Origin of the sequence: Algoriphagus confluentis, assembly GCF_036245625.1 — a bacterium.
GTDB classification, from domain to species: Bacteria; Bacteroidota; Bacteroidia; order Cytophagales; family Cyclobacteriaceae; genus Algoriphagus; species Algoriphagus confluentis.
Window position 1 is genome coordinate 396,970 of the sequence record NZ_BTPD01000001.1, and the last position, 21,936, is coordinate 418,905.

Genomic DNA, 21,936 nt, shown 5'->3' on the forward strand with positions numbered 1-21,936 from the left:
AATTCAAAAAAAAAGGGTAGCAACTTGCCACCCTTTCTATGATTAGTGTACTGATTAGGCAGGAATAGGCAAAACTTTTGAGTCCTTAAAGGTAGATAGAATTACCATGGACTGCATGGAATCCACTTCCTTGATTTCGGAAACTTTCTCCAGCATCAATTTTTGATAAGCGGTGATGTCTTTGGCAATGATCTTCAGGATAAAGTCACCCGTACCGGTGATGTGATGACATTCGATGACTTCATGAATGTCATTGATTTCCTTCATGAAAGCATCAATGTTGCCTTTATTGTGTCCGATCAGGCTAACCAAAACAAAGGTACTAACGCCCAAACCAATCTTCTCCGGGTCCAGCTTTGCATGGTAGCTTTTGATAATTCCAGACTGCTCTAGCTTCTTTACTCGCTCCAAAGTTGGTGCTGGAGAGAGTCCGATGTCCTTGGACAATTGGGCATTGGTAATCTTGGCATTGGCCTGAAGAATCTCCAGAATTCTACGGTCTATTTTATCAAATTTGATTCTTACACTATTGTCCATGTTTCTACGTCTTTACAAAATTTTCTGTGGCGCAAAGTTAATATAATTGATTAAAATTTTAAATCGATTAATCTGTTTTTGATGAACGGATTCAAAATTTTTTGGAAGTATTTCTGAGTATTTGGCAATGAATTCCTTACAAACAGCAAGGTACTTGCGAAAATTTCAAATTATCTCTTGCCTTAGAGTGGTTCTAACGGGAAGGCTGAAATTAAAGTTTATTCTTTTTGATAAAATCTCGGGCTTCCTTGTGGGCGGGGTGTTTTCGTTTGGCATATTTCTTCACCTGATTGAAATACGCTTTCGCCTTGGCCTTATTGCCTGCCTGAGACTCTATTTTTCCCAGCTGGATCAAGGCGTGCAGGTAGTACCCGCTTTCTTGGGATTCGGATTCCTCTCCGTAAGCCACCGTTTTTTGGTAGTATTGCTTGGCTACCGCTTTGTTTCCTGATCTAAAATTATACTCAGCCACATAAAAGGCCGCATATCTCCCGCTATTGGCTTCATATCCAGCTTGCTTCTGGTCAATCCTATCCAAAATCTCATAGGACTCCCTGACGGAGTCGGACCATCTGCCTACCGAATAGAGATGTCTAGCATAGGATCGATGGAAATAAGGATTGTTGGGAAATTTTTGGTGCAAATATTCGGAGATTCTCAAGGCGTCGTAAGGTCGGTTTTCCATGGAGGCATACAGCCTAAACAGAAAATATTGAGCCTCTACCCGGGTATAGAATGCATTGCTAGCCACTGTCTCGAGCTGCTGGATTCCCAGTTCTTTGTTTCCTTTGGGAAAAAGGGCCATCACAGGACGAAGCAGGGGGTAATTTTCAGGTATCCAAACCGAGAAATAGTTGAATAAGGCATCTCCCAACAGCAGTTCGGGGTTAAATTCTTCCTCTCCCCTGCTGAGCTCCATGTATTTCAACGCATTTTTTCCTGCAAATGTGGCTTTGGTCCAACTCTTTCTTTCGCTGTACAGCCTTCCCATAAATCCATATCCCGCTGCAAGGAAAAATGCGGCTTCTTTGTTTTTAGGATTGGCATCAAACATTTTCTCCGCCTTCTTATTGGCTCTTTCCAAATACTGTACGAATATGTTGTCATAACGGGTATTGGTCACATCCACTTCGATTCTCCACCAATAACCCAAGGCCATCAGGAAATCAGGAAGTGGATGATCGGGGTATTGGTACATGATGACCAAAAAATCCCGCTCAGCGGTAGGGAAGTCAAAATTGTACATGCTGTTGATCGCCTTGGTTATCCGGTACTGCAAGCCCTTATCCAAAAGCAGGTACTCCGAATCGGAGGACAGATTAATTGGCTGCTGCGGCTGGGCCTGAAGTCTGTTGCACCCCAGAATCAACATAAAGAAATAGATATATCCGATAATTCTTATTTTCATCCTAGACTGGTATTCTTCGCAAAACTAAAGCGAATTGGCCACAATCACTTAGATTTAGGAGGATTTAGCATTTCCTATGGCAAAACACGCTTCCCCTTTGGCACAACGTTTAAGCGAACTGATTGATTTCGACAAACGCGTCTTTTTTTTCCTGCTTCTCTTCATTTTTCTTTTGATCCGCTATTTGACCAATAGTTTGATTTTGGAGGCAATACCGGGATACGAAGATCTGGAAAGAAAAGGCGACTTGATGTTTTTTCATCTGTTCAACTCCCTGAACTATCTCTGGACTCCCTTCGCGTTACTTTGGAAATTTACAGTCATTGCCTTTTTGTTTTGGTCTATTGGCTTGATGATTGGGTACAAGGCAGATTTTAAAGCTTTGTGGAGATTTGCCCTTGTCGCAGAAGTGATTTTCATTCTACCCGAACTCCTACGCCTACTGACTTATATGAATCCCTCTGGCAATATTACCTATCAGGAAATTCAAAATTTCGAACCCCTCTCCGCCCTCTGGCTGGTTGGTCCGGATACTCTTGATGAAAAGTACCACTATGCGCTCTCTGTGATGAATGTATTTGAGATTCTCTATGGAGTTTTTTGGGTTTACGGCTATCATATGATCAGCCGAAGGAGCTTGTCCGAAAGCACTGTGGTGGTGGCATTGGCCTATTTTCTTCCTCTTTTTATTTGGTTGGCCTTCTATATTGGAGCCTACCGCTAGGTTTTTCTTCGGGATTTGGCTTCTCCTGCGCATCGCTTGGAGCAGTATTTGACCTCTTCCCAGTTTTTCTCCCACTTCTTTCTCCAAGTGAATGGTCGGGAGCATACCGGGCACATTTTAGCAGGCAAATTTTCTTTTTTCATCAATAGGGGATTTTGACAGCTTTTTTCTTAAAAAGGGCTAGGCCCATCGTTTGGATAGGGTATGTCTGGCCAAAATCCGCTGTGCTTCCTGGAGCACTTCGGGATACTTCTGCGCACTCCAAATTATTTCTCTGGCCCGGGCCGCGGCTTTTTCCAAATCTACCAAGGGAAATGGGTAATCCTTTCCCAATTGGATCTTCAGCTCACTTTGCTCCAACGGCGTGAGAACCCAGGGTGTATGGATGAGAGAATTGGGCAAATTTCGGAGCTCCGGCACCCACTTTCGGATAAACACCCCATCCGGGTCATGATCGAGGGACTGCTTGACCGGATTGTAAATCCGAACGGTATTGATTCCTGTGACTCCAGCCTGCATCTGCAGCTGTGGATAGTGAATCCCGGGCTCAAAGTCCAGAAACATCCTCGCCAAATGATTGGAGCCCGATTTCCAGTTTTGACCCAAATGATGAGTCAAAAAAGAAACCACCATAGCACGCATCCGGAAATTAAGGTATCCAGTCTCTTTCAAACAGCGCATGCAAGCATCTACCAGGGGCACTCCTGTCCTTCCCTCTTCCCAGGCTTGGATCCATTCCTCGTTTTTTTCCTGAGGAAGGTGAAGAAATCCCCGATTGATCGGCTCAAACTCCATACGGGATTCCATTTCAAACTTTTGGATAAAATGGCAGTGCCATTTGAGCCGGGATTGGAAATTGGTCCAATTACGTGTTTGTTTACCTGTTTTAGCCTGGATCTGAGAAAGCTGGTAAACCTCCCTCATGGATAAACAGCCCCAAGCCAAATAAGGAGACATCCTACTGCAGGATTTTCTACTCAGCTCAGGTTTGCTGATAAACTTGCTGTAATCTTCGACCCGCTGAGTAAGAAAGCTTTGCAGGTACTTTCTCCCTTTGGTCTCTCCTCCGGGCTGCATTTGAGGGTGAGAAATCTTCCATGCCTCCGGGATGGGATTTTGGGGAAATTCTTCCCAAATCCCCTCAGGAAGATAGGCCCAAGATGCCTGATCCAGTTTAGGATAGCAAAGGGCGGAGCTCATGAAGCCAAACCAAAGATTATTCCATCGATTTCGGTTTTTTCTTCCCCGTTCCACTCCTTGCTGAAGGTATTCCTTCCACAGTATTCCTTTTCTTTTGAAAAAATCCGCCATACTCACATCCCGCTTGTAGGTCAAATCAATCCCCGTTTCCTGATGGGAATAAACGGCCTGAATGGTAAACTTTGTGGAAAGGAAAGAAAACACTTCTTCAGCCTCTCTATGGAAAATGGCCACTTGGGTGGAGTAAGGGTTAAGGCGGATTTGAAGATCTTGAAGACTTTCCCAGACAAATCTCCAATGACGGTCATCACTTTGGGGTGCCTGAATGAGACTGGGCTCGAAACAGTAAACGAGCAGGACGGGTAAGCCGGAGTCAATTGCATCCACCATTGGCGCATGATCGCTCAGTCGTAGGTCTCTTTTCAGCCAAACCAGGGAGATTTTCTTCACAACCAGAAAACTTTCAGGACTGGGCAAAGTTTGAGATTCATGAAGAAATTGAAAGATTTATCTGAGGAAGAGGTGGATAGAATTGTGGAGATGGCCTGGGAAGACCGGACACCTTTCGATGCGATTCAGGCTCAATTTGGTATCAGCGAAAGTGAAACCATAGTCCTGATGCGGAAAACCATGAAAAGAAGCTCTTTCAAGATGTGGAGAGCAAGAGTTCAGGGAAGAGCAACCAAACACGCCAAAAAGGCTCCGGAGGAAATGAGCACATTCAAATCGAGAATGCAAAAGAGCATCACTTTGAATAAGCTATCCAAGCGATAATCCAACTTCAGTTCGAATAAAAAAGGCAGATCACCCGATCTGCCTTTTTGCCAATTACTCAACCCATTCATCTATCAGAAACCCAATCCCAGCGCCATGGCTGTTGGATTGAAGTTTAAGTCTCTCACTTTCGTAGCACGTCCTGTGGTCAAGTTTATGGAATAAACCCCCACATTACTTCCTACCCGGAAGACGCCATAGGCCATGTCAGATGTTCCTCCGATATCGAAGCCGTTTCCATCCAATACGTCAATCCCCAAGGACCCAACCGGTACCAAGACTCCGTCATTTGGAGGGGCTTGCTGGTAGACCATGTCTGTAGCATAATCGATCACATATAGAACAGTGGAAGTAGTACCTGCAAAAGAATTGGTATACGCCGCAGCGTCGACCTGAGGCATACCTGGATTAAGCATTCCATCTACAGCCACTACAGTTCCCAAATCTGGATGGAGCCTAAGATTTTGCCCATTTTCCGTTACCAGCCGAATTCGATCAACCGTTGGATTGAAGTCAAACCCTACTTTCATGCCGTCAATCATTGGTGAAAAAGGCATTCCGATTTTAGTCAGTGTTCCATTGGAAGGATTGACAGAATAGAGCTGGCTTCGGTTGGTGACAGCCAAAAGCTGACCGTTGACAGGCCGGTAATCCAATCCGACGACCTCCTCGCCCATTTCCAACCCTTGAAAATCGACCATAGACATATCATTGCTCATGGGATTGAACCGGTACAATCTTCCCTGAGCGTCGGCACCATAAGCGATCGGATTGGTTTTAAGAGCTATTCCCAAAACAGATTGGCTAAACCGCCCTACCCAAGTCGCCTGACCGGATTCCAGATTGATCTGATATAGTCTAAACTCCTCATTCATGGGCTTACTTACTGCAAGAGCAATAGAATTGTCCGGATTGATATCAAAGGAAGTCGGGCCGTCAAAATCTACTCCCAAATTCCCTACTTCGACCAAACCTCCATCGTTGGGAGGCATCTGCATGTAAAGTTTGTCCTGAGTGAGATCTATGTCATAAAGCACCGTGGAAGTAGCACCCGAAACACTGTTGGTGTAAGCAGCACCGGAAATCATCGGATTCATTCCTCCATTGATTCTGCCATCTACAGCGACCACGGTCCCCAATTCAGGGTGCAGCCTCAGATTTTGGCCTTGTTCGGTGACCAATCGGATCCTGTCTACGGTGGGGTTAAAATCCAGGGAGACCAAAGATCCTTCTATGGCAGGTGAAAAAGCCTGACTCCCTAGAGGTGTTGCCAGACCTGAATTTTCGTTGATCAGGTAGAGCCTACTGGCCGAACTGACTCCGTACAATTGCCCCGTGGCAGGTCTGTAATCAATGGAAAGCATCCGCTCTCCTGAACCTAAACCGGTAATGGAAATTGAATTGGCAGGGACACTGATCTCACCACCTTCAAAAAAGAGCAATTGATTCCCCTCTCCCAAAACAGTCAAGTCCACCATAGGGGGATTCCCCGGATTGGTTTCGATGGGGTCACTTCCATCCTCGCAGGAGGAGAAACCCACAACCATTAGACAAAGGGCCAAGCCCAAGGAAAAATTCAGCTGTTTTTTCATAAGCGTATTTTGGTTTTTCCGCAGATACGCAGTGAATAATTCCTTTGGATTTACCAAAATAAAAAAAACCGAACCCTTAGGGATCCGGTCTTTTTCATTAACCCAAACCTATCAACCTATTTATTTATACTGTCTCAAAAGGCCATCTCATGATGCCTCCTGCCAGATTTTTCAAGTTTTTGAATCCCAAATCAGCCATTATTCCGCAAGCCTGCCCACTTCGGTTTCCGCTGCGGCAATACACGAGATAGGTTTTGTCTTTGGGAAGGTTTTTGATCTGATTCACAAAATCTCTGGACATGATATCGAGATTTCTCGCACCCCGGATTTTGCCTCCTGCAAATTCTCCTGCAGTACGTACATCCAGAATAACAGTGTCTGGCTGTAGCATCAGGTCATGAAATGGACCTGCGGGGATATCTTCGTAATTCTTTGGTGTGGTTTTGAAGAAGTCAAACATGGTTGTTTTATTTTTTCTTCAAAGTTAATCCACCTATCGACTGACTATCAGTAATAAAAGTCACTTGAAAAAAAATCAGGCTTTGGCTGGAAAGAATTTCTTTTTTATGTCCAAGAAAGAAAGTCGAATCAATAATACCCATGGAAACCCGTGCATCAACAAGTCTCCCCAATCGATCAGCTTCATTCCCACAGCTCCTCCTGCTACCCATCGGATCTTGCCCAAGATATGGGGCTCTTGAGTAATTGGGGCCAAACCCAAAGCAATGCAGAGGATGATGACAAAGCTCCAACTGTTGTAGAAGACTTTTCGGTTTAGTTCTTTTTGTTCCACGGATAGGTGATTTGCTGCCAAAAGGTCTTGGGAAATTCCTCCACATGCTCAAAACCCAAAGGCTCGTTCTCGTTCTCATTTGGGATATAAGCAGTACCAAAGAGGTAATCCCAAAGGCTTAATGAAATCCCATAATTCACCCCATGGCTTCCTTCAGGCAAGTGCTTGGCATGATGCCAAAGGTGCATGACTGGGTTATTTAGGACATATTTTAATGGGCCGTAGGTGATTTTGATATTGGCATGGTTGAGATGACCGATGGCAATGGTGAATATGTGAAGGATGAAGAAATCGTCCAGTCCAAACCCAATCATAGCCAAAGGAATGTATTGGACAGATTTGTAAACAATCGTTTCCATCCAATGATAGCGAAGGTGAGCGGCAAAACCCATTTGCTCGACTGAGTGGTGGACCTTGTGAAACTCCCAAAGCCAAGGACTTCTGTGCAGCCATCTGTGCACATTCCATTGGATAAAATCCGCTACCACAAACATGAGGAGAAATTGAGCCCAACCGGGCCAAGATGCTACCTGAATCGCTACCAGATTACTGACACCAAAAAGGCCCAGAAAATCATTGAAAGCCTCCACAGCCACATTGGAAAGGGAATTGTAGACGACTAAAGAGAATAGGAAAAAATTAAAAAACATGTAAAAGGCATCCAGCCAGAAATCCTTACGGAAGGCAGGTTGGTTTTTCCTCCAGGGAAAAACCAATTCCAGTACCCAAACCAAAAGCGATAATCCAATCAGCCAATAAAAGTAATTGTGCCAGGAAGGATCGGACACTTCGGATTGGAAGTAATTCCAATATCCCAAATACCCATCCGAGATGATAGTGAAATAGTCCCTCAGCATGGCTCTACAAACTCATCAATTCCTTGGCTATGATGTAGATTCCCATCACTAGAACAAACCACCCAAATCCCTTTTTCAAGGCTTTTTCATTGATTTTTTTGGAAAGCGCACTCCCGATAAAAATCCCCACAATGGAAAGTCCGGTGAAGATCAAAAGCATATTCCAGTCAATGGTTTGCGTGGATAGGTCCCCCAAAAATCCAATCAGGGACTTGGCTGCTATGATAAGCAGGGAAGTTCCCACCGCCATTTTCATCGGCAATCGTGCCAGAAGTACCAAGGCAGGGATAATCAAAAATCCCCCTCCTGCACCGACGATCCCTGTGATGAGTCCTACTACTGAACCTTCCAGTGCGATCATCGGAAAGTTGAACTTAATCTCTTCATCCTTTTCACAATCCACGCATTTTTTGCTGCGGATCATAGAATACGAGGCTGCCAGCATGATGATTGCAAAAAACACCATAATTCCGATGTTTTTGGTAATAACGGCATCACCTATGGAGAAAAGGGTATCCGGCAAAGCTGGTACCAGAAATTTTCGCGTAAGAAATACAGTAATAAAGGAGGGAATTGCAAAAACAAAAGCGGTATTGTAATTCACCAAGCCCTTCTTCATGTAGGTACCAGCTCCTACCAAGGAGGTCGATCCTACCACAAACAAAGAATAGGCAGTAGCCAAAACCGGATCTACACCCAGAATATAGACCAAAACCGGAACGGTAAGGATCGATCCTCCCCCTCCGATAAGGCCCAAACTCACGCCAATTACTATTGCGGCAGCAAATCCAATAAGGACAACAAAATCCATAGTCGTTTATATTTTATTCTGTCCACAAAAGTACATGGGAAGAAGGTCGGTAAGCGGTGACAAATGTTACATCACGCCCTCAACCACCCATTTTTGGAGGGATAGACAACAAAAGCCCCCAGGCATCATTTTTATCCTTCTAGCCTCCAATTCGCTCTTGATCCTAGTTCCTCAGCTATACTCCCCCTCTTTGAAAATCAAGACTCGATCCCTTTTCTCGATTCGGTACTAGAATAAATGGACATGAAATTTCGGTTAAAATTCATTTCAAGAACGAGAAAACCGAGGGATAAATCCTAATTTAATACCGATCAATCCCACCTAGTCATGAAGATCATCGTTCCTGTCGATTTTTCGTCCAATGCGATCAATGCGCTTGAATTGGCCATTCAGATTGCCGATAGAAAACATGGACAAATCAAACTCGTCCACGTGATTGAGTTGGTGTATGATTTTGCCTCTCAGGCAGCTGTAGCCATAGAGTCCATGTATAAGGATGGAGAAAAGCAACTCAATGCCCTAATCCAGAACTACGCATCCCATGAAGTGAACATGAGCTACCAGCTCATGGAAGGCAATCCCGCTGTAAACATTGCAAGAATTGCCGAAGAGGAACAAGCCACTCTGATCGTCATGGGCACCCAGGGGGCAAGTGGAATCAATAAAATCCTGATCGGGTCTACTGCGGTCAATGTAATCAAAGAGGCACATTGCCCTGTTCTGATTGTGCCAGCCAAGGCCCAGCTTAAGGCATTACAAAAAGTGACACTTGCTTTGGAGTTTGCCAACCATGAAGAGCCATTTATCGATTGGCTTGTGGAAATGGCCCAGCGTTGGCAATTAGGGCTGGAGTTTTTGCATGTCCAGACCCAAAAAGAATTCCAGAATAAGCTGATTGTCCTTGGACTGGAGAAATATCTTGAAAAAAAATACCCTCAACTTCCGGTGAAAATTCACACTTTTTATGCTTCAACAGCGGCTGAAGGCCTGGAAAGTTACCTGGATGAACATGACAATACCATGCTGGTCATGTGTCATCAGCATAAAAATCTATGGAAGCAGATTCTTCAAAAAAGTGAATCCATCGCCATGGCATACCATACCCATATCCCCTTGCTGATCATGCATTGATCATTTGCTGATCAACTCCTCAAAATCATCCCGGATATAAATTACGTTTCTGCCCAATTCTATCCATTTTTTCTTTTCCAACTGCTTGAGAAGGCGTGAAATCACCTCTCGGGAAGTCCCAAGTTCATTGGCGATTTCTTGGTGAGTAGTGTGTAGTTCATTGGCTTTTAGCTGCTTCATTTTGGTGACAATGTAGCGCATCAGCCGTTCATCCATTCGCTTAAAGGCTACTGCATCCAAGGCGATCAGCATTTCCCTAAACCGCTGCTGATAGGTGTTGGAAACGAAATCTTTCCATTGCTTGAATTCATCCACCCATTGCTCATGGATCTGGACTGGGATAAATATCAGCGTAGCATCTTCCTCCACCACCGCTTTGATTTCACTGGGCTTGGCTGCAGAGCAGCAGGTCAAAGAAAGCGCACAGGTCTGCCCTTCTTCCAAGTAATACAAAAACAATTCCTTTCCATCCTCATCCATACGCATGATCTTGATCGAGCCTTGGATTACCAAAGGCACAGCTTTGATAAACTGCCCGGGTTCCATCAGGATTTTTCCTGAAGGCAAATTCATCACCTGTCCCTTTTCCAGGATAGCCTGAAGGAGTTTGGGATCGGTCAGTTCGGGGATCGCAAGTCTGAGATTTTCCTGTGTCATATCAAATACCTGTTGCAAAAATGGTCAAGGATTGATCAGTAATTTAGTGATAAATGTCACTTGCAAAGATCAATTCTTTAGATCTGGGATCCGATTCAAAAGATCACTTTATAAGGTGATAATTATCACCAAATATGAAAGACAGGCTAAGTACCTTACTCCCAGTAAGTAAATTCTGAACAGAAAAATACCGGACTTCAAGGACTCCAGTGGTAAACGGACCACTCAAGAAGAACTAAAGTCGATTCAAAATCCGGCACAAACCCTGCTAACCCCCTATTCAAATGAAACATTATCAAATTTTGATCATTGGCGGAGGAACTGCCGGGATCACTATCGCAGCCCAACTGAAAAGAAAGGATTCCTCTCTGAATATTGGATTGATCGAACCATCTGAAAAACATTATTATCAGCCTGCCTGGACCTTGGTAGGTGCCGGTGCCTTCGATTTCAAAGAAACAGAGAGAGATGAGGCAGACTACATCCCCAAAGGTGTGGATTGGATAAAAGGCGAGGCAACTGCAATTGATCCAGATCTCAATCAAGTGTCCACAGCCAATTCCGGTGACTTTACTTATGACTACCTGATTCCTGTTCCCGGTTTGGTCATGGCACCGGAACTTTTGCCCGGACTTACAGAGGCCATGGACAAAGGGGTGGTCTGCTCCAACTATACGGATCCAGAACATACTTGGGAAGTACTTCAAAACTTCAAAGGCGGTAATGCAGTATTTACACAGCCTACCACTCCTATCAAATGCGGGGGAGCTCCTCAGAAAATCATGTATATGGCTGAGGATTACTTCCGAAAAAAAGGAATCCGTAATAAGACCAATGTCCTCTTTGCTACCCCTGGAACGGTCATCTTTGGAGTACCGGAGTTTGCCAAGACCCTGAACAAAATCATTCACGACCGGAACATCATTTTCAAACCCTTCTATGCCCCTATTCGCATTGATCCGGAAAAGCAGGAAATCTTCTTCCAGTATTCCAAGCCTGGAGAAAGTAACTGTACCCTTATGGAAGGAAATCCACTTGGGGAAGAATTAACTGGGGCTACAGAAATAAAAGTACACTACGACATGCTGCATTTGGCCCCACCCCAAGCCGCTCCAAAGTTTATCCGCGATTCCAAAATCTCCATTCAGGAGGGCCCCGGAAAGGGTTGGGTCGATGTGGACATCCATACCATGCAGCACAAGCGATATCCGAATATTTTCTCTATTGGAGACGTGGCCCATCTGCCTACGGCCAAAACAGGAGCGGCCATCCGAAAGCAGGCCCCAGTCCTTGTAGAAAACCTCCTGAGACTCATCCAATCTGGGGAAGCAGGAAATAAATCCTATGAAGGATACTCTTCCTGCCCTATCGTCACCGGTTATGGAAAGATGCTACTTTGCGAGTTTAAATACGACAATGTGAAGGATAGCGATCCAATGATCTCAACCTTCGTTGATACTACCAAAGAGCAGTACAGCATGTGGTTGCTCAAGAAGTACGGATTGCCCTTTATGTACTGGAATCTGATGCTTAGAGGAAAAGCTTAAAACAACCCATCCCGGGCAAAAATGCCCGGGATGGGTTTTCTTTGTTATCACTCACAGGTAGGACAGCAGACAAATGGAACCTTCGTCAAAGGCGAAGTCCTCAAAATCCGGAATTGCCCCAAATTATCTCCCAACTGATCCCGATCGTCCCGAGAAATGGAGGTAGAACTGTCCATCGCCCGCCTGGCTGCCACCTGGAATTCGGGGGATACTTGATTTTGGCCTCTTACATTCAAGTTATTGATATGCTGGCGGATATGGGTAATATTTCCAAATACTTCTACCACCAAAACGCTCAAGGAGCTATCTTCAGGAAGTCCCAAATCGGATAAATATCCCGCTATCTCCTGAGAGGTAAAGACCGCTGTACCGACCGGATGAGATTCCCTTATTTCGGCCAATAAGGCAGACAAAGAGATCTGGCCTTGATTAACTTCAAATTTACCCTTTGAATATTTCTGCAAATTGGGCTGAAAATATGTCTGCTGGGTCAAATTATTGATCCGTTTCAATTCTTTGGGATCCGTATTGATTCTCACATCAATCCGCATTTTTCGCTCGGCAATCAGGATATTTCGATGATCTAACCCGTCTGCCTGATGAACCTGAGCATAAAGAAGGGTCCAAAGGCTGGTTCTTGGGGGTTTGGAAGTCACATTTTTCCCCTTGAAAACAGCCTTGGCAAAAGGAGCCGAAACATACATGTGATTTTCGTTGCGATTCAGAGAACAAAGCAATGTAGGGACAGGATGCTGCATTCCCGTGACTCTCAATTCCCGCCCAAACCTGGCTTGAGCCGTGGACCATAGATTTCCCTTTGGTGCAGTGCCGTTAAAAATAAAGTTGCCGACCGATTGGAAATTCATTGCTGCCAATTCAGCATCTTCATTTTCCCGATCAATAAAATGGGCATGTCCAACTCTAAATTCATAAGTAAAAAAGCCGAACATTTCCGGACTCTCCGAATGAAGTCCGGGAGGCAGAGGCAGTAAGTAATGTCGGTTGCTATCGGTGGACTTGATCATCATCTGCATCGCATCGATACCTGATTTATCATCGCTTTGCCCGGGAATAATCCTTCGGATCACCTCAGGATCCAGGCTCAGGGAGGCTTCCTCTGGGATGTGCTGCAAATCCCAATCATTATTTGAAATCAGCTGATCCGGAGCATTGGCCAGCATTCGGCAGAAATAAGCATCATCCGGATTCTGTATTGGTTCCTCAAATTCTACCCAAAGAAACCGCCTTCTCGCTTCCGTACTGCTGTAATCTTCCGCCCGGTCATAGGGTGAAAAGGCCAAGCCCACACTGACTACCTTGGGTGTTTGGTTTGGTATCAAAACTGTGGGTAGTTTCAACAAATCCGTCTTTACCGGTTCTGCATTGGCATGCCCTTTCTTCATTTTTGGCACCAAAGTATATTCAGCCCAAAGCTCATCTGGGTACCTTGGGTTAGTAGAATTGGGGAGAAAACGTTCATTTTTCGGTTCCAAAGCATCGAGGTAAATGATCCGGGTATAGTTGCGGTTCACCCGATCGAAGGAATCCATCTGCAAAGCTTCAAAGGAGACCGTATGTTTGAGCTCGATGTCGTCCAGGTAATTATTTTCCCGGACTTCCGATTTGGGTTCTCGCCGAAACCGATGCTTTCTTTGGATCACCCATGCGACATCTTCGTGCCCATCCCAGGTCCAATCTCTGTTCAGCTGGTAGCTCAGGCAAGTCACCCAATGATAATAAAGGTCTGATTTGGTAGCAAAAGTGATGCTGCTTCCATCAGGGGCCAAGGAATGTCTGATTCTCGAACTGCATCCAAATGCCACCCGCTCCCCTTTTCTGGCCATCAAGGTTAATCCTTTGGATTCAAGTCCCAGCGCATCTGCGATTCGCTTGACTACATCGGGCTGATCATTTTCAGATTTCCTCCTTAGCCGGGCTCCTATTGTCATCTGCTTGAAGGTAGGAACCGGGTCTGGCTTAAGGTATAAGGCCTGCAATTGGGGGATGTTTTTGTAGGGCAAAAGAAGTTCAGCCTCACTGGTGGTCTCTTTGTAGAACATGAGCTGTTGAACCTTACCAAATCGACTGTCTTTCTCTTCGTCGGAGTCAATAATTCCAAAATATTGAATTTCATCCTGCTCTGTAGTAGCTATCGCTCTTAGAGATACCCGCACGTGCCGACCGGTAGGAAGCACCAAGTTGCTTTTTGAAAGCTCATCAAACAGTTGCTTTTGGGACAAGAAAGGATCTGCCGGCTCTCCCAAATTGAGGACGGGTACATCCACAAATCTGACAGGCAGCTCAATTTTCTCATTAAAATCAGCAGGAAAATCCCATTCTTTTGAATAAAGAGGAATGTAACTATCCTGTCCGGAGCGACTGAGCTGGGTGTCCATTCTCAGGGATTTCACTTCCACGAGCACTTGTATTTTTGTCACATCGGGATCGGGAAGCGCAGGTTTGAGTCCCTCACCTACATCTAATGCTTTCAACAAGGCCACAGGATCCATGCCTTTCTGCTGATACTTATCTGTAAATACTACAGCGGGATATTCCAATAAGGGCCGCTCAATCTGCAGCACGCTATCTCCTCCAAAAACTGTGTCTTCGGAATCCAAGGAGTTGAAATAGTTAGCCTGATTAGACCTGAATATCAAAGGCTTATCAATTCGTAACATACCCGGATTGACAAAGCGCTTGAATGACACCGAGGCTTCAGGGCTTGGGGCAGCATTGAGCGGTTCGTCATGGAGAGCGGGTCCTCCCCCGGAAATATCTGCCATCCGGACTCTGAATCGGTAGGTATTGCCATAGCGGAGGAGTGTTTTGATCTCTCCCGGTACTAGAGTAGTATTGGGTTTTACCCTTCCGGTTTCAGCTCCATTCTGCTCTTTGCCGTGATTTTGGTCAGTTTTGTAGATTGCCATCGCATCCTTGTCTTCGGTGGACAGGCTTTTTCCAATCCAATATGCATAGTACATGGGCAGCCAATACCTCGAACTCAAAGGACCGGCAAGTTTGGTAGGATAGACTTGATAGGGAAGCTCCACGCGCTGAGAGGCAAAAGTGGGCTCGGAGGCATCACCTGATTTATCGATATGGACCACATTCAGGCTTTCCCATTCACTCATCGCATCGGCTTTTTTGACATCGATGTGGTAGCCCATTACTCCCAAAGCCGAATCGAGTCTCTTGTTTGAACCGGGAACGTCCCCGGGATTTTCCATAATCTGCCTTAAATACCAAACCAAGAGCTGCTCATCGTCCCAACCCAAACGTATCCCTGAATCAGATTGGGGAGGTAGTCCATCTGGATTCTCCTTGAGTAGGTTCCCACTTTTGGCCTGATTGGCGTGGACGATTTTTGCAAAACCGTCATTGTACAGCTGGGCTTCCAAAAAGAGCTCATCCCAGGGTCCCGGAGGGATAGGTTCTGTTGGGTCGCTGGCTTTTTGGTAGAGGACAGGAAATAATACCGGGGCAAATACGGGCCTTTTCTCACCGATTTTCAATGGCGGTATTTTTGCGGCATAACGCTTGACCAATGGGCCATCCGCTTTATTCAGCAATTCCTGCTGAGCCAATTCATAATTTTCTCCCGCAATTTCACAATACAGGTATCCCCCATTGTCAAACCAGCCCGGTTCTACCTCCAAAGTCACTTCGTAAATCATTCCGCAGACTTTGGCGAGGACGGGTTGTCTCAGAATGGTCGCAAAAACCCTTCCCCAAGAAAGGGTAGTTCTGGGAGTGTAATTATTGTCTACCTGTACCTTATCTCTAACAGCACATTCGTAGGAATCATCCGTGACCGCATTGGGATGTCTGGGTACCGTAAAATTGAATCGCTCTCGGTAGGAAAGTGGAAGATATTTTTTGATTCCCCTCTTTCCAGCATCCTTTGTATGGACAGGCGGAGGGAGATGATCTGTATCGTCTGTAATGGGCATTTTAAATGATTTGGCAACCCATTGGATATAATCGTCCTTTTTTGTCGCAGGAATCACTTCTACTGGCCTGAGAATGGGTTTTCGGCTTTCCGCCGGGGCATTGCTGAGAGGAAAGTCGTCCGTCCCCCTGACGATGGCCAGCTGGAATTTGGGCTGAAGCTTCGCAAATCCGGGTACCTGGGTAGGAAAAGGATTAACCAATCCTGTGGGCCAAGGCTTAAAAGGATCGGTATTTCGGGGAACTACGACAATATTGACAGTCAATTTATTTCCTTCAAATCGCTGAGGGAAAGTCATCAGGGTTAGGATTCTTCTTGGTTCCATAGTTGAGTTGTTTAGAAAAAAAAATCAGGCGATTTGTCGGCTTTCTTGCCAGGTTTCTTCAAAACTGATATTGATCACAAAGCAGATGCTGATATCCAATCCGAAGGTAACCGAGGCGGTACAGTCCGTTTTTCCGTTGGATCCGCCTATTCGCTTCACGGTGCCGCTGGCTTCGATGTAAATGGTCACACTGACCAATCCCCCAGCCAGACTAGCATGGCCTTTGAAGAGCATAAATGCAGTGACCGCAATTACTTCAGAGGAGGCATAGATCTCGCAGCCTACCATATAGGTCACACTGACATTGCCTATGACCGGCAATCCCACAGAAATGGAAGCTCCAAAGCCAAACTTCATCAAAAGGCTCGGTCCTATTTTGGTATCGCAGGCCAGTTTGAGCTCGACTGCACCAATGGCATAAATGGTCGCACCGCCCACGGTGACACACATGACCTCCAAGCCTCCTTTGAACTGGATAAATGCTCCTGCGGTAGGCAATAGTTGAGTCGGGTCTGTGGTGACTTTTAAGGCGGCATTGAAGTATACCCCAAGCGAAAGCCCCGCCTCCAGTCTGAGCGGACATTGAGGGGAGTTATAGAGGTTATCTTCAGGTGGGAACCTGACCAATGGAATTTCCTTGGTAGCCTCAAATTTGTATTCCCAAACTTCCCCGGCATTGCTCATAGCAATCTGAAGGCCCTTTTTCAGGACCTCAGCATAGTTGCCTGTAGACATGGAGGCCAGCAATTGCAACAGGTCAATAACCGGCTGCAAATCTTCACTAAACTCAATCTCAGGTGTCGGCAAACCCTGAAGCTTATTCGGGTTATTCGGGCCACCTTCGTAGCCGGATTCCTTTCCTTTTTGGGCATCAAAGTTTCCTTTGATAGTCATCAACCGTTTAAAAGAGCCCAAATCGACTACCATGCCAACGTTATTTACCCTGCTTTTCCAGGTATCCTTAAGGTCATTGGCAAAAGAATCCACGTCAAAATTCAACTTGGAGTCGATGTAGGTATTGTTGTTGGGCTTGGTCTCCTTGGCCTTGTACTCAATATAGATTTTGAGAGAATCCATATTGACCAAATAAAGTGGGTCAATATTGGGTATGTCAAATGCAATAGCCTTGTTGAGAAGGGAATTGGCTTCTCCAGTGAGCAATTTGAAACCCCGGTCCACAATTTCACCGGATTGCTCTTTGACCTTGAGGTCTAATAATTCAAAAACCTCCCTTCCTCCGTCCAAAATTGAATTCATTCGAAAAGCGGCCACTGCTCCCCCATTCGCATCTACGCCATTGACCAAAGCCACTGCTTTTCCCAGATTGGAGTACCCATCTCCTATGTTGGGAAAAATACTGCTGCTATTCATCAGTCGGTAGGCATCTGCAAAAGCAGGCGGAGTCTTGCTCAATAATTTCTTAACCCCAAACCTAAAACTTGGAGTAAGGAAAAGTGCCTTCTGAGTGGCTGTAGTCTGAAGAAATCCAAAATTGATCGTATCCTCTACGGGATCACGGAGAATTTCCTTTGGGTGAGCTATTCGGAGAAGCTTATTATTGAGAACAGCGTTTTCCAAGGGGTTTCCAGGCTTCCACAATCCCTCTCTGATGATCGGGATGGGGATATAAGTCGGAAGAGGAGTCACTTCTCCTGTACCCGTTTCGTGCTGAACTACCGACCAACTCCCATCTTTGGGCAAAAGCGCATTTCCTCTCGCAGCAGCCACAAAAATGGGCTCATTGGGATTGTTGCTTGTGGATACCGATGGAGATATATCAAAACGGGTAATTCGCATCAGCTGCCCGGATTGATTCAAATCCATGACGCAGTCCACATCTCCTCCGATCGAGCCACCCTGGAGATTCAGCAAGGCTTGGAAATTAAGTTCCGGAATAGTCACCCCTTGCGGCCCAAGCTGCACATAGCCCAAAATCTTTTTGGAAGGAGTTAGTCCATTTCTGTGGCCTTGAACAAGATGGTCTATTTTGATGTCAGCATCAAACCATACGGCAGCAAGGATGACATCTTTGGTGACTTCCGCTCCGGTTTTGTTTTGGACCCATTCCCCGAATTCGTCCACGTAATACTCATTGATGGGAATCCTGATCGCTTTGGGCTCGTTGTATTCAGCCACATTTCCGTCTTCCTGAATATTTGTGACATTGAAAAGTCCTCGGATAGGGCCGGTGTGAAGCTTGTAGGGGATCACTGTTTCGGTGTGGTAAATCGTATTTCCGGATTCATCGACCCCCTGAGTAGGCTTACTCTTGTCAATGTATTTGTAAGTAAAATCAAACAGCCCATCTGATTCTGCCTGCCAGCCACTGTCTGTCCGGAATACATATCCGGAACCTGTCCGGAAAAGCGTAATCGTACGGACCACTCTGATCCCCCATGGGTAAAGGATACTTTTCACCTGAATCACCTCATGGCCGGTTCTCCCGAGCATCAGGTCAAACCGCGCCTGACTCGTCTCTGCTATCGCCGCTCTGGGACTTAGCCAATTACTAAAAGTACTGGCTCCATATCCCGTAAAATCTATTTGGGACAAAGGAACTCCCCGTTTTTTCAGGATTTCCGGAGTGGATTCATCTGTGAAAAATTCTCCGTTAAAAATTTTGGTTACGCTCCTTCCCAAGGTACTGGAATTGTTGGGCACTCCATTCATTCCCAGGATATTGGCCAGCTGCACGGTAAATCCTCTGAACATTGGGCTATCCGGTCCAGCCCCTACGATTGCGTCTTTCCCATAGTCCTTTGCAATCGCCCGGATCTGAATTCCCCCCGTCAAATTATTGGGGAAATTTGGTTCGATCAGTTTCAGTTCGGGAGGTTCTGACTCTCGGATCTTCTCGTGGGTAAGTTCTGCAAGTGCTTTCAGGCCAAAAGGCAAGGTAAATAAAGCATCTACGGCGGTCTTGATATCTTTTTTGTATTCCTCCAGCGTGTATTGGACCAAAGGCTTGGGGGCTAGAGGAACATGACCGGAATGGTAGTTGGCAAGCCGGGTAGGTCCTCCATCATTGGGGTAGTAATTGAAGAAAACTGGAGGGTCTCCCTGCACATTGTTTCCGGGTGGAGTCAAATTAAATACAGGCTCCCAAGCCACCTGAGGCAACATAAATAGTCGTGCTGCAGAACCCCTGACCACGACTTCCATACCTTCGACTCCAAAAAGTTGATTTTCTGAAGGTTCGATGTGCACTTCATTTTTGCCACGCCCTACAGCTACCCCGGTTGTCACCCGTCTCATCATTGGACTCCCTAAGCTTACCCCCATCTGATTGGCATTGGAACTGACATCCAAAAGCGCGAAATGATCGTGTTGATACTTGGCAATATGAGGGTCGAGCCGCTCTTCGTAGTTGGGCAGAGGTGAGTTAGTCTCCGCTTTCTTGGCTGCTTTTTTGGCAACTTCACTAGACAAAACGCTTTCCGAAACCATACTAGTGGACATAGATCTTGTCGCCCATTCCGTGTTCTTGGAGCTTTGGGCTTGATTACTTCCAAGCCCAAAATGAAAGCTTACTTTCACCTTATCCACCTCCTCAGCAGTAGGCGTCTGGGAAATCTGGCAAATTAACCAGCTGATAATCCCCTCTATTCCCTTTTTTCCTTTCTTGTCGCTTAGCCTTTTGAGTACCCCAAGATTTGCCAAATAAGGGTCAGGAAGGGTGGGCAAGTACCCCATCAATCCAAAAACCAAAAAAGTCTGACCCTTCACGATGCGCTTCCACTCGGAATCACATTCACCAAAAATCATAGCCCCATTGACTGGTGTAAGCGTAAAAAGCGCATTTTCCAGAGCAAGGGCAATACTTTTGAAGCTGGGTACTTTTTCGAAAGGCAGTTTATTGTCCCAAAGGATATTGTCATCGATAAAATAAAGGAGATTTTTTTCCTCTGACCCTGCCAGAACCAGCAGGCTGTCTTTCGTTTTTATCTCAACAGGTAGTCCGCTGACCAAAAGTGGACGATCCACATGATGGGTAGCATTGACTGTGCAAACTACCATCTCCACTCCTTCTGCCAGTGAATTGTAAATCAGCGCTGCCTTTTTGCCCAAAAAAACACTTAAGCTGGTTCCTTGGGTATTCAGCTCGTCCATCCAGTGCCCAAACTCCTGAAAAGCTCCCTCTCCTTCGCCTTCCAAATCTGTCAATCCTATCCTATCCGAATCCACAAGAAAAATTGGATTTTTCAGCTTCAAATTTTTCGCCTCCAAGTTTTTCCAGGAAAACTTCAAACCTGGTTTTCCCTCGATCATAAACCCTCCCGAACCTCCTACTTCAAGGGGGTTGTTGACGTCGAGTTCAGCGGCAGGAATAGCCCAAGCGGCAGATTTTAAGCCAGCGCTTTCCGTGATTTTCACCAAGCTGCTTTCTACTGTCACCGGGTTGATCATGGACTGATCGGCAGCCATGGGAATCAGCAGCCTGCTGAGTTGGTTGGAATAGCTTGGAGCCTTGTTGATTTGTTGAAAAAGAAATTTTTGACCATAGAGACTCGCGGCTCCACTTCCCAGGGTAAAAATTTGGGCTTTGGATACTCCTGTAAAAGAAAATGAAAAACTTTCTGGGGTTTGGGTTACTGATTTTCGAGCATCCTCTCCATACTTTGTTTTTGGGAATGAGGAAGCAGAAGTTTGATTTAAGGAAAGAGATACCTGAACCCCCGTCTGAGCCCCTAGCACCAGCTTTCCGTTTTGAAGTACCGGATTTTGACTCAATTGGATAGTTCCGGCTTTTACACTGAAGCCCGCATAGCGGTCTGCAGGAGCATTGGAAGCCAAGAGATCGCACCTCACCCAGACACTTCCGGGGTAAATTTTGTAGTTATTTTTTACTTCTATTGGGAGATTAAGCTGCTTTTTTCCGCTCAATTCCGCCTGAAACAGAATGACGGGAAGAGGACTGTTTTGCTGATATATGCCCAAAAGCTTGACTACCCGATACAAATCCACCGCTACAATTCTGCCATCATCCCGGGTAAGCGGTCCTATGGTCCTTTCCAGTTTTGCTCCGGCTGCCCAACCCGGTACGCTCCGATTGATCTGCGTGGAGCGGACGGGCACTTCCCTGATGAAAGGCTTGAGCTCGGGACTATCATCCTTGACCTGTGCTTTTTCAGCCAATTCCTGAATCTTTTTCATTTGCTCAGGCTTGATCCGCTCTTTGGAAAATATTTGGGAGCGTTCGAAACTGAAGGACTCCGGCTTAACGCTTTGGTCCTCTGCTGCCAGGAGGTTTCGGGCCAACAAGGGCAGTTCTTCGTTCCATAGCTTGGCGTCTTGAGTTTTGCTGAGCTGAAGATGTCCGAAAACTTCAGCAAGAAGGGAATTCATCCTGTCTTTTTCCATGAGAAAAAAAGTAATGGGTTAGAGAAATCTATTTTCAATTAGGAATTGATTTCTTCCTCCCAAAAAAAACCTCACAGAAATCGATTGAAAACCGGAAAATAGCTATCTAAGCTAATTAATGACAAGGTATCAAACAAGCGATTGACCAACATAATTATTTGATAATCTTTGAATTAAAGAATATTTAGAGGGGATTTTTTAGGTGAAAAATAATCAAGAGTCCTTTCCTGAAATAATAACCTTGTCCGCTCATCAATTTCTGTCGGATCT

16 protein-coding genes are annotated in these 21,936 nt (G+C 45.6%); 4 read left to right on the forward strand and 12 right to left on the reverse strand.

What is annotated here, in order from left to right; translation table 11 throughout:
* Nucleotides 1–54: 54 nt before the first annotated feature.
* Both AAA943_RS01775 and AAA943_RS01780 read right to left on the reverse strand, forming a co-directional pair.
* Nucleotides 55–537, reverse strand: a complete 483-nt coding sequence (locus AAA943_RS01775) for an Lrp/AsnC family transcriptional regulator (RefSeq protein WP_338222525.1) — start codon at nt 535–537, stop codon at nt 55–57.
* A gap of 211 nt (nt 538–748) precedes the next feature.
* On the reverse strand, nt 749–1,945 hold the full coding sequence (locus AAA943_RS01780) for a tetratricopeptide repeat protein (RefSeq protein ID WP_420915580.1): 1,197 nt from the start codon (nt 1,943–1,945) through the stop codon (nt 749–751).
* Nucleotides 1,946–2,021: 76 nt separating this feature from the next.
* On the opposite strand from AAA943_RS01780, the gene AAA943_RS01785 reads away from it, so the two are divergent.
* The gene (locus AAA943_RS01785) at nt 2,022–2,669 is read left to right on the forward strand and encodes a sulfate ABC transporter permease (protein ID WP_338222526.1); all 648 of its coding nucleotides are present in this window, start codon (nt 2,022–2,024) and stop codon (nt 2,667–2,669) included.
* On the opposite strand, the gene AAA943_RS01790 is transcribed toward AAA943_RS01785, so the two are convergent.
* Together AAA943_RS01790 and AAA943_RS01795 are read right to left on the reverse strand one after the other, a co-directional pair.
* On the reverse strand, nt 2,666–2,812 hold the full coding sequence (locus AAA943_RS01790; RefSeq protein ID WP_338222527.1) for a DUF2256 domain-containing protein: 147 nt from the start codon (nt 2,810–2,812) through the stop codon (nt 2,666–2,668). The genes AAA943_RS01785 and AAA943_RS01790 overlap by 4 nt on opposite strands.
* 37 nt (nt 2,813–2,849) lie before the next feature.
* On the reverse strand, nt 2,850–4,319 hold the full coding sequence (locus AAA943_RS01795) for a cryptochrome/deoxyribodipyrimidine photo-lyase family protein (protein WP_338222528.1): 1,470 nt from the start codon (nt 4,317–4,319) through the stop codon (nt 2,850–2,852).
* 39 nt (nt 4,320–4,358) lie between these two features.
* Between AAA943_RS01795 and AAA943_RS01800 the strand changes: the two genes are divergently transcribed.
* The gene (locus tag AAA943_RS01800) at nt 4,359–4,643 is read left to right on the forward strand and encodes a TIGR03643 family protein (protein ID WP_338222529.1); all 285 of its coding nucleotides are present in this window, start codon (nt 4,359–4,361) and stop codon (nt 4,641–4,643) included.
* A 74-nt stretch (nt 4,644–4,717) separates the two neighbouring features.
* Here AAA943_RS01800 and AAA943_RS01805 read toward each other — a convergent pair whose 3' ends face one another.
* The 5 genes from AAA943_RS01805 to AAA943_RS01825 all read right to left on the reverse strand — a co-directional run bounded on the left by AAA943_RS01805 (nt 4,718) and on the right by AAA943_RS01825 (nt 8,696).
* Entirely contained in the window at nt 4,718–6,235 is a 1,518-nt protein-coding gene (locus AAA943_RS01805; protein WP_338222530.1) for a DUF4394 domain-containing protein, read from the reverse strand.
* A 124-nt stretch (nt 6,236–6,359) separates the two neighbouring features.
* Nucleotides 6,360–6,695, reverse strand: a complete 336-nt coding sequence (locus tag AAA943_RS01810) for a rhodanese-like domain-containing protein (RefSeq protein WP_338222531.1) — start codon at nt 6,693–6,695, stop codon at nt 6,360–6,362.
* A gap of 75 nt (nt 6,696–6,770) precedes the next feature.
* Entirely contained in the window at nt 6,771–7,028 is a 258-nt protein-coding gene (locus AAA943_RS01815) for a hypothetical protein (RefSeq protein WP_338222532.1), read from the reverse strand.
* Complete coding sequence (locus AAA943_RS01820; RefSeq protein WP_338222533.1) at nt 7,010–7,885, reverse strand: sterol desaturase family protein; 876 nt, start codon at nt 7,883–7,885, stop codon at nt 7,010–7,012. The genes AAA943_RS01815 and AAA943_RS01820 overlap by 19 nt, the downstream gene beginning before the upstream one ends.
* 4 nt (nt 7,886–7,889) lie before the next feature.
* Complete coding sequence (locus AAA943_RS01825) at nt 7,890–8,696, reverse strand: sulfite exporter TauE/SafE family protein (RefSeq protein ID WP_338222534.1); 807 nt, start codon at nt 8,694–8,696, stop codon at nt 7,890–7,892.
* Between the two features lie 327 nt (nt 8,697–9,023).
* On the opposite strand from AAA943_RS01825, the gene AAA943_RS01830 reads away from it, so the two are divergent.
* The gene (locus AAA943_RS01830; protein ID WP_338222535.1) at nt 9,024–9,827 is read left to right on the forward strand and encodes a universal stress protein; all 804 of its coding nucleotides are present in this window, start codon (nt 9,024–9,026) and stop codon (nt 9,825–9,827) included.
* On the opposite strand, the gene AAA943_RS01835 is transcribed toward AAA943_RS01830, so the two are convergent.
* Complete coding sequence (locus AAA943_RS01835; RefSeq protein WP_338222693.1) at nt 9,828–10,484, reverse strand: Crp/Fnr family transcriptional regulator; 657 nt, start codon at nt 10,482–10,484, stop codon at nt 9,828–9,830.
* A 284-nt stretch (nt 10,485–10,768) separates the two neighbouring features.
* Between AAA943_RS01835 and AAA943_RS01840 the strand changes: the two genes are divergently transcribed.
* Nucleotides 10,769–12,031 (forward strand): NAD(P)/FAD-dependent oxidoreductase, encoded by a 1,263-nt coding sequence (locus tag AAA943_RS01840; protein ID WP_338222536.1) that lies wholly within the window; start codon nt 10,769–10,771, stop codon nt 12,029–12,031.
* A 47-nt stretch (nt 12,032–12,078) separates the two neighbouring features.
* Here AAA943_RS01840 and AAA943_RS01845 read toward each other — a convergent pair whose 3' ends face one another.
* Entirely contained in the window at nt 12,079–16,305 is a 4,227-nt protein-coding gene (locus AAA943_RS01845) for a hypothetical protein (protein WP_338222537.1), read from the reverse strand.
* 24 nt (nt 16,306–16,329) lie between these two features.
* Nucleotides 16,330–21,666 (reverse strand): hypothetical protein, encoded by a 5,337-nt coding sequence (locus AAA943_RS01850; protein ID WP_338222538.1) that lies wholly within the window; start codon nt 21,664–21,666, stop codon nt 16,330–16,332.
* Nucleotides 21,667–21,936 lie beyond the last annotated feature (270 nt).

What these genes read in the sequence shown, in the direction of transcription:
- AAA943_RS01775 (WP_338222525.1), bottom strand. Translation starts at nt 537, where the DNA reads ATGGACAATAGTGTAAGAATCAAATTTGATAAAATAGACCGTAGAATT.
- AAA943_RS01780 (WP_420915580.1), bottom strand. Translation starts at nt 1,945, where the DNA reads ATGAAAATAAGAATTATCGGATATATCTATTTCTTTATGTTGATTCTG.
- AAA943_RS01785 (WP_338222526.1), top strand. Translation starts at nt 2,022, where the DNA reads ATGGCAAAACACGCTTCCCCTTTGGCACAACGTTTAAGCGAACTGATT.
- AAA943_RS01790 (WP_338222527.1), bottom strand. Translation starts at nt 2,812, where the DNA reads ATGAAAAAAGAAAATTTGCCTGCTAAAATGTGCCCGGTATGCTCCCGA.
- AAA943_RS01800 (WP_338222529.1), top strand. Translation starts at nt 4,359, where the DNA reads ATGAAGAAATTGAAAGATTTATCTGAGGAAGAGGTGGATAGAATTGTG.
- AAA943_RS01805 (WP_338222530.1), bottom strand. Translation starts at nt 6,235, where the DNA reads ATGAAAAAACAGCTGAATTTTTCCTTGGGCTTGGCCCTTTGTCTAATG.
- AAA943_RS01810 (WP_338222531.1), bottom strand. Translation starts at nt 6,695, where the DNA reads ATGTTTGACTTCTTCAAAACCACACCAAAGAATTACGAAGATATCCCC.
- AAA943_RS01820 (WP_338222533.1), bottom strand. Translation starts at nt 7,885, where the DNA reads ATGCTGAGGGACTATTTCACTATCATCTCGGATGGGTATTTGGGATAT.
- AAA943_RS01825 (WP_338222534.1), bottom strand. Translation starts at nt 8,696, where the DNA reads ATGGATTTTGTTGTCCTTATTGGATTTGCTGCCGCAATAGTAATTGGC.
- AAA943_RS01830 (WP_338222535.1), top strand. Translation starts at nt 9,024, where the DNA reads ATGAAGATCATCGTTCCTGTCGATTTTTCGTCCAATGCGATCAATGCG.
- AAA943_RS01835 (WP_338222693.1), bottom strand. Translation starts at nt 10,484, where the DNA reads ATGACACAGGAAAATCTCAGACTTGCGATCCCCGAACTGACCGATCCC.
- AAA943_RS01840 (WP_338222536.1), top strand. Translation starts at nt 10,769, where the DNA reads ATGAAACATTATCAAATTTTGATCATTGGCGGAGGAACTGCCGGGATC.
- AAA943_RS01845 (WP_338222537.1), bottom strand. Translation starts at nt 16,305, where the DNA reads ATGGAACCAAGAAGAATCCTAACCCTGATGACTTTCCCTCAGCGATTT.
- AAA943_RS01850 (WP_338222538.1), bottom strand. Translation starts at nt 21,666, where the DNA reads ATGGAAAAAGACAGGATGAATTCCCTTCTTGCTGAAGTTTTCGGACAT.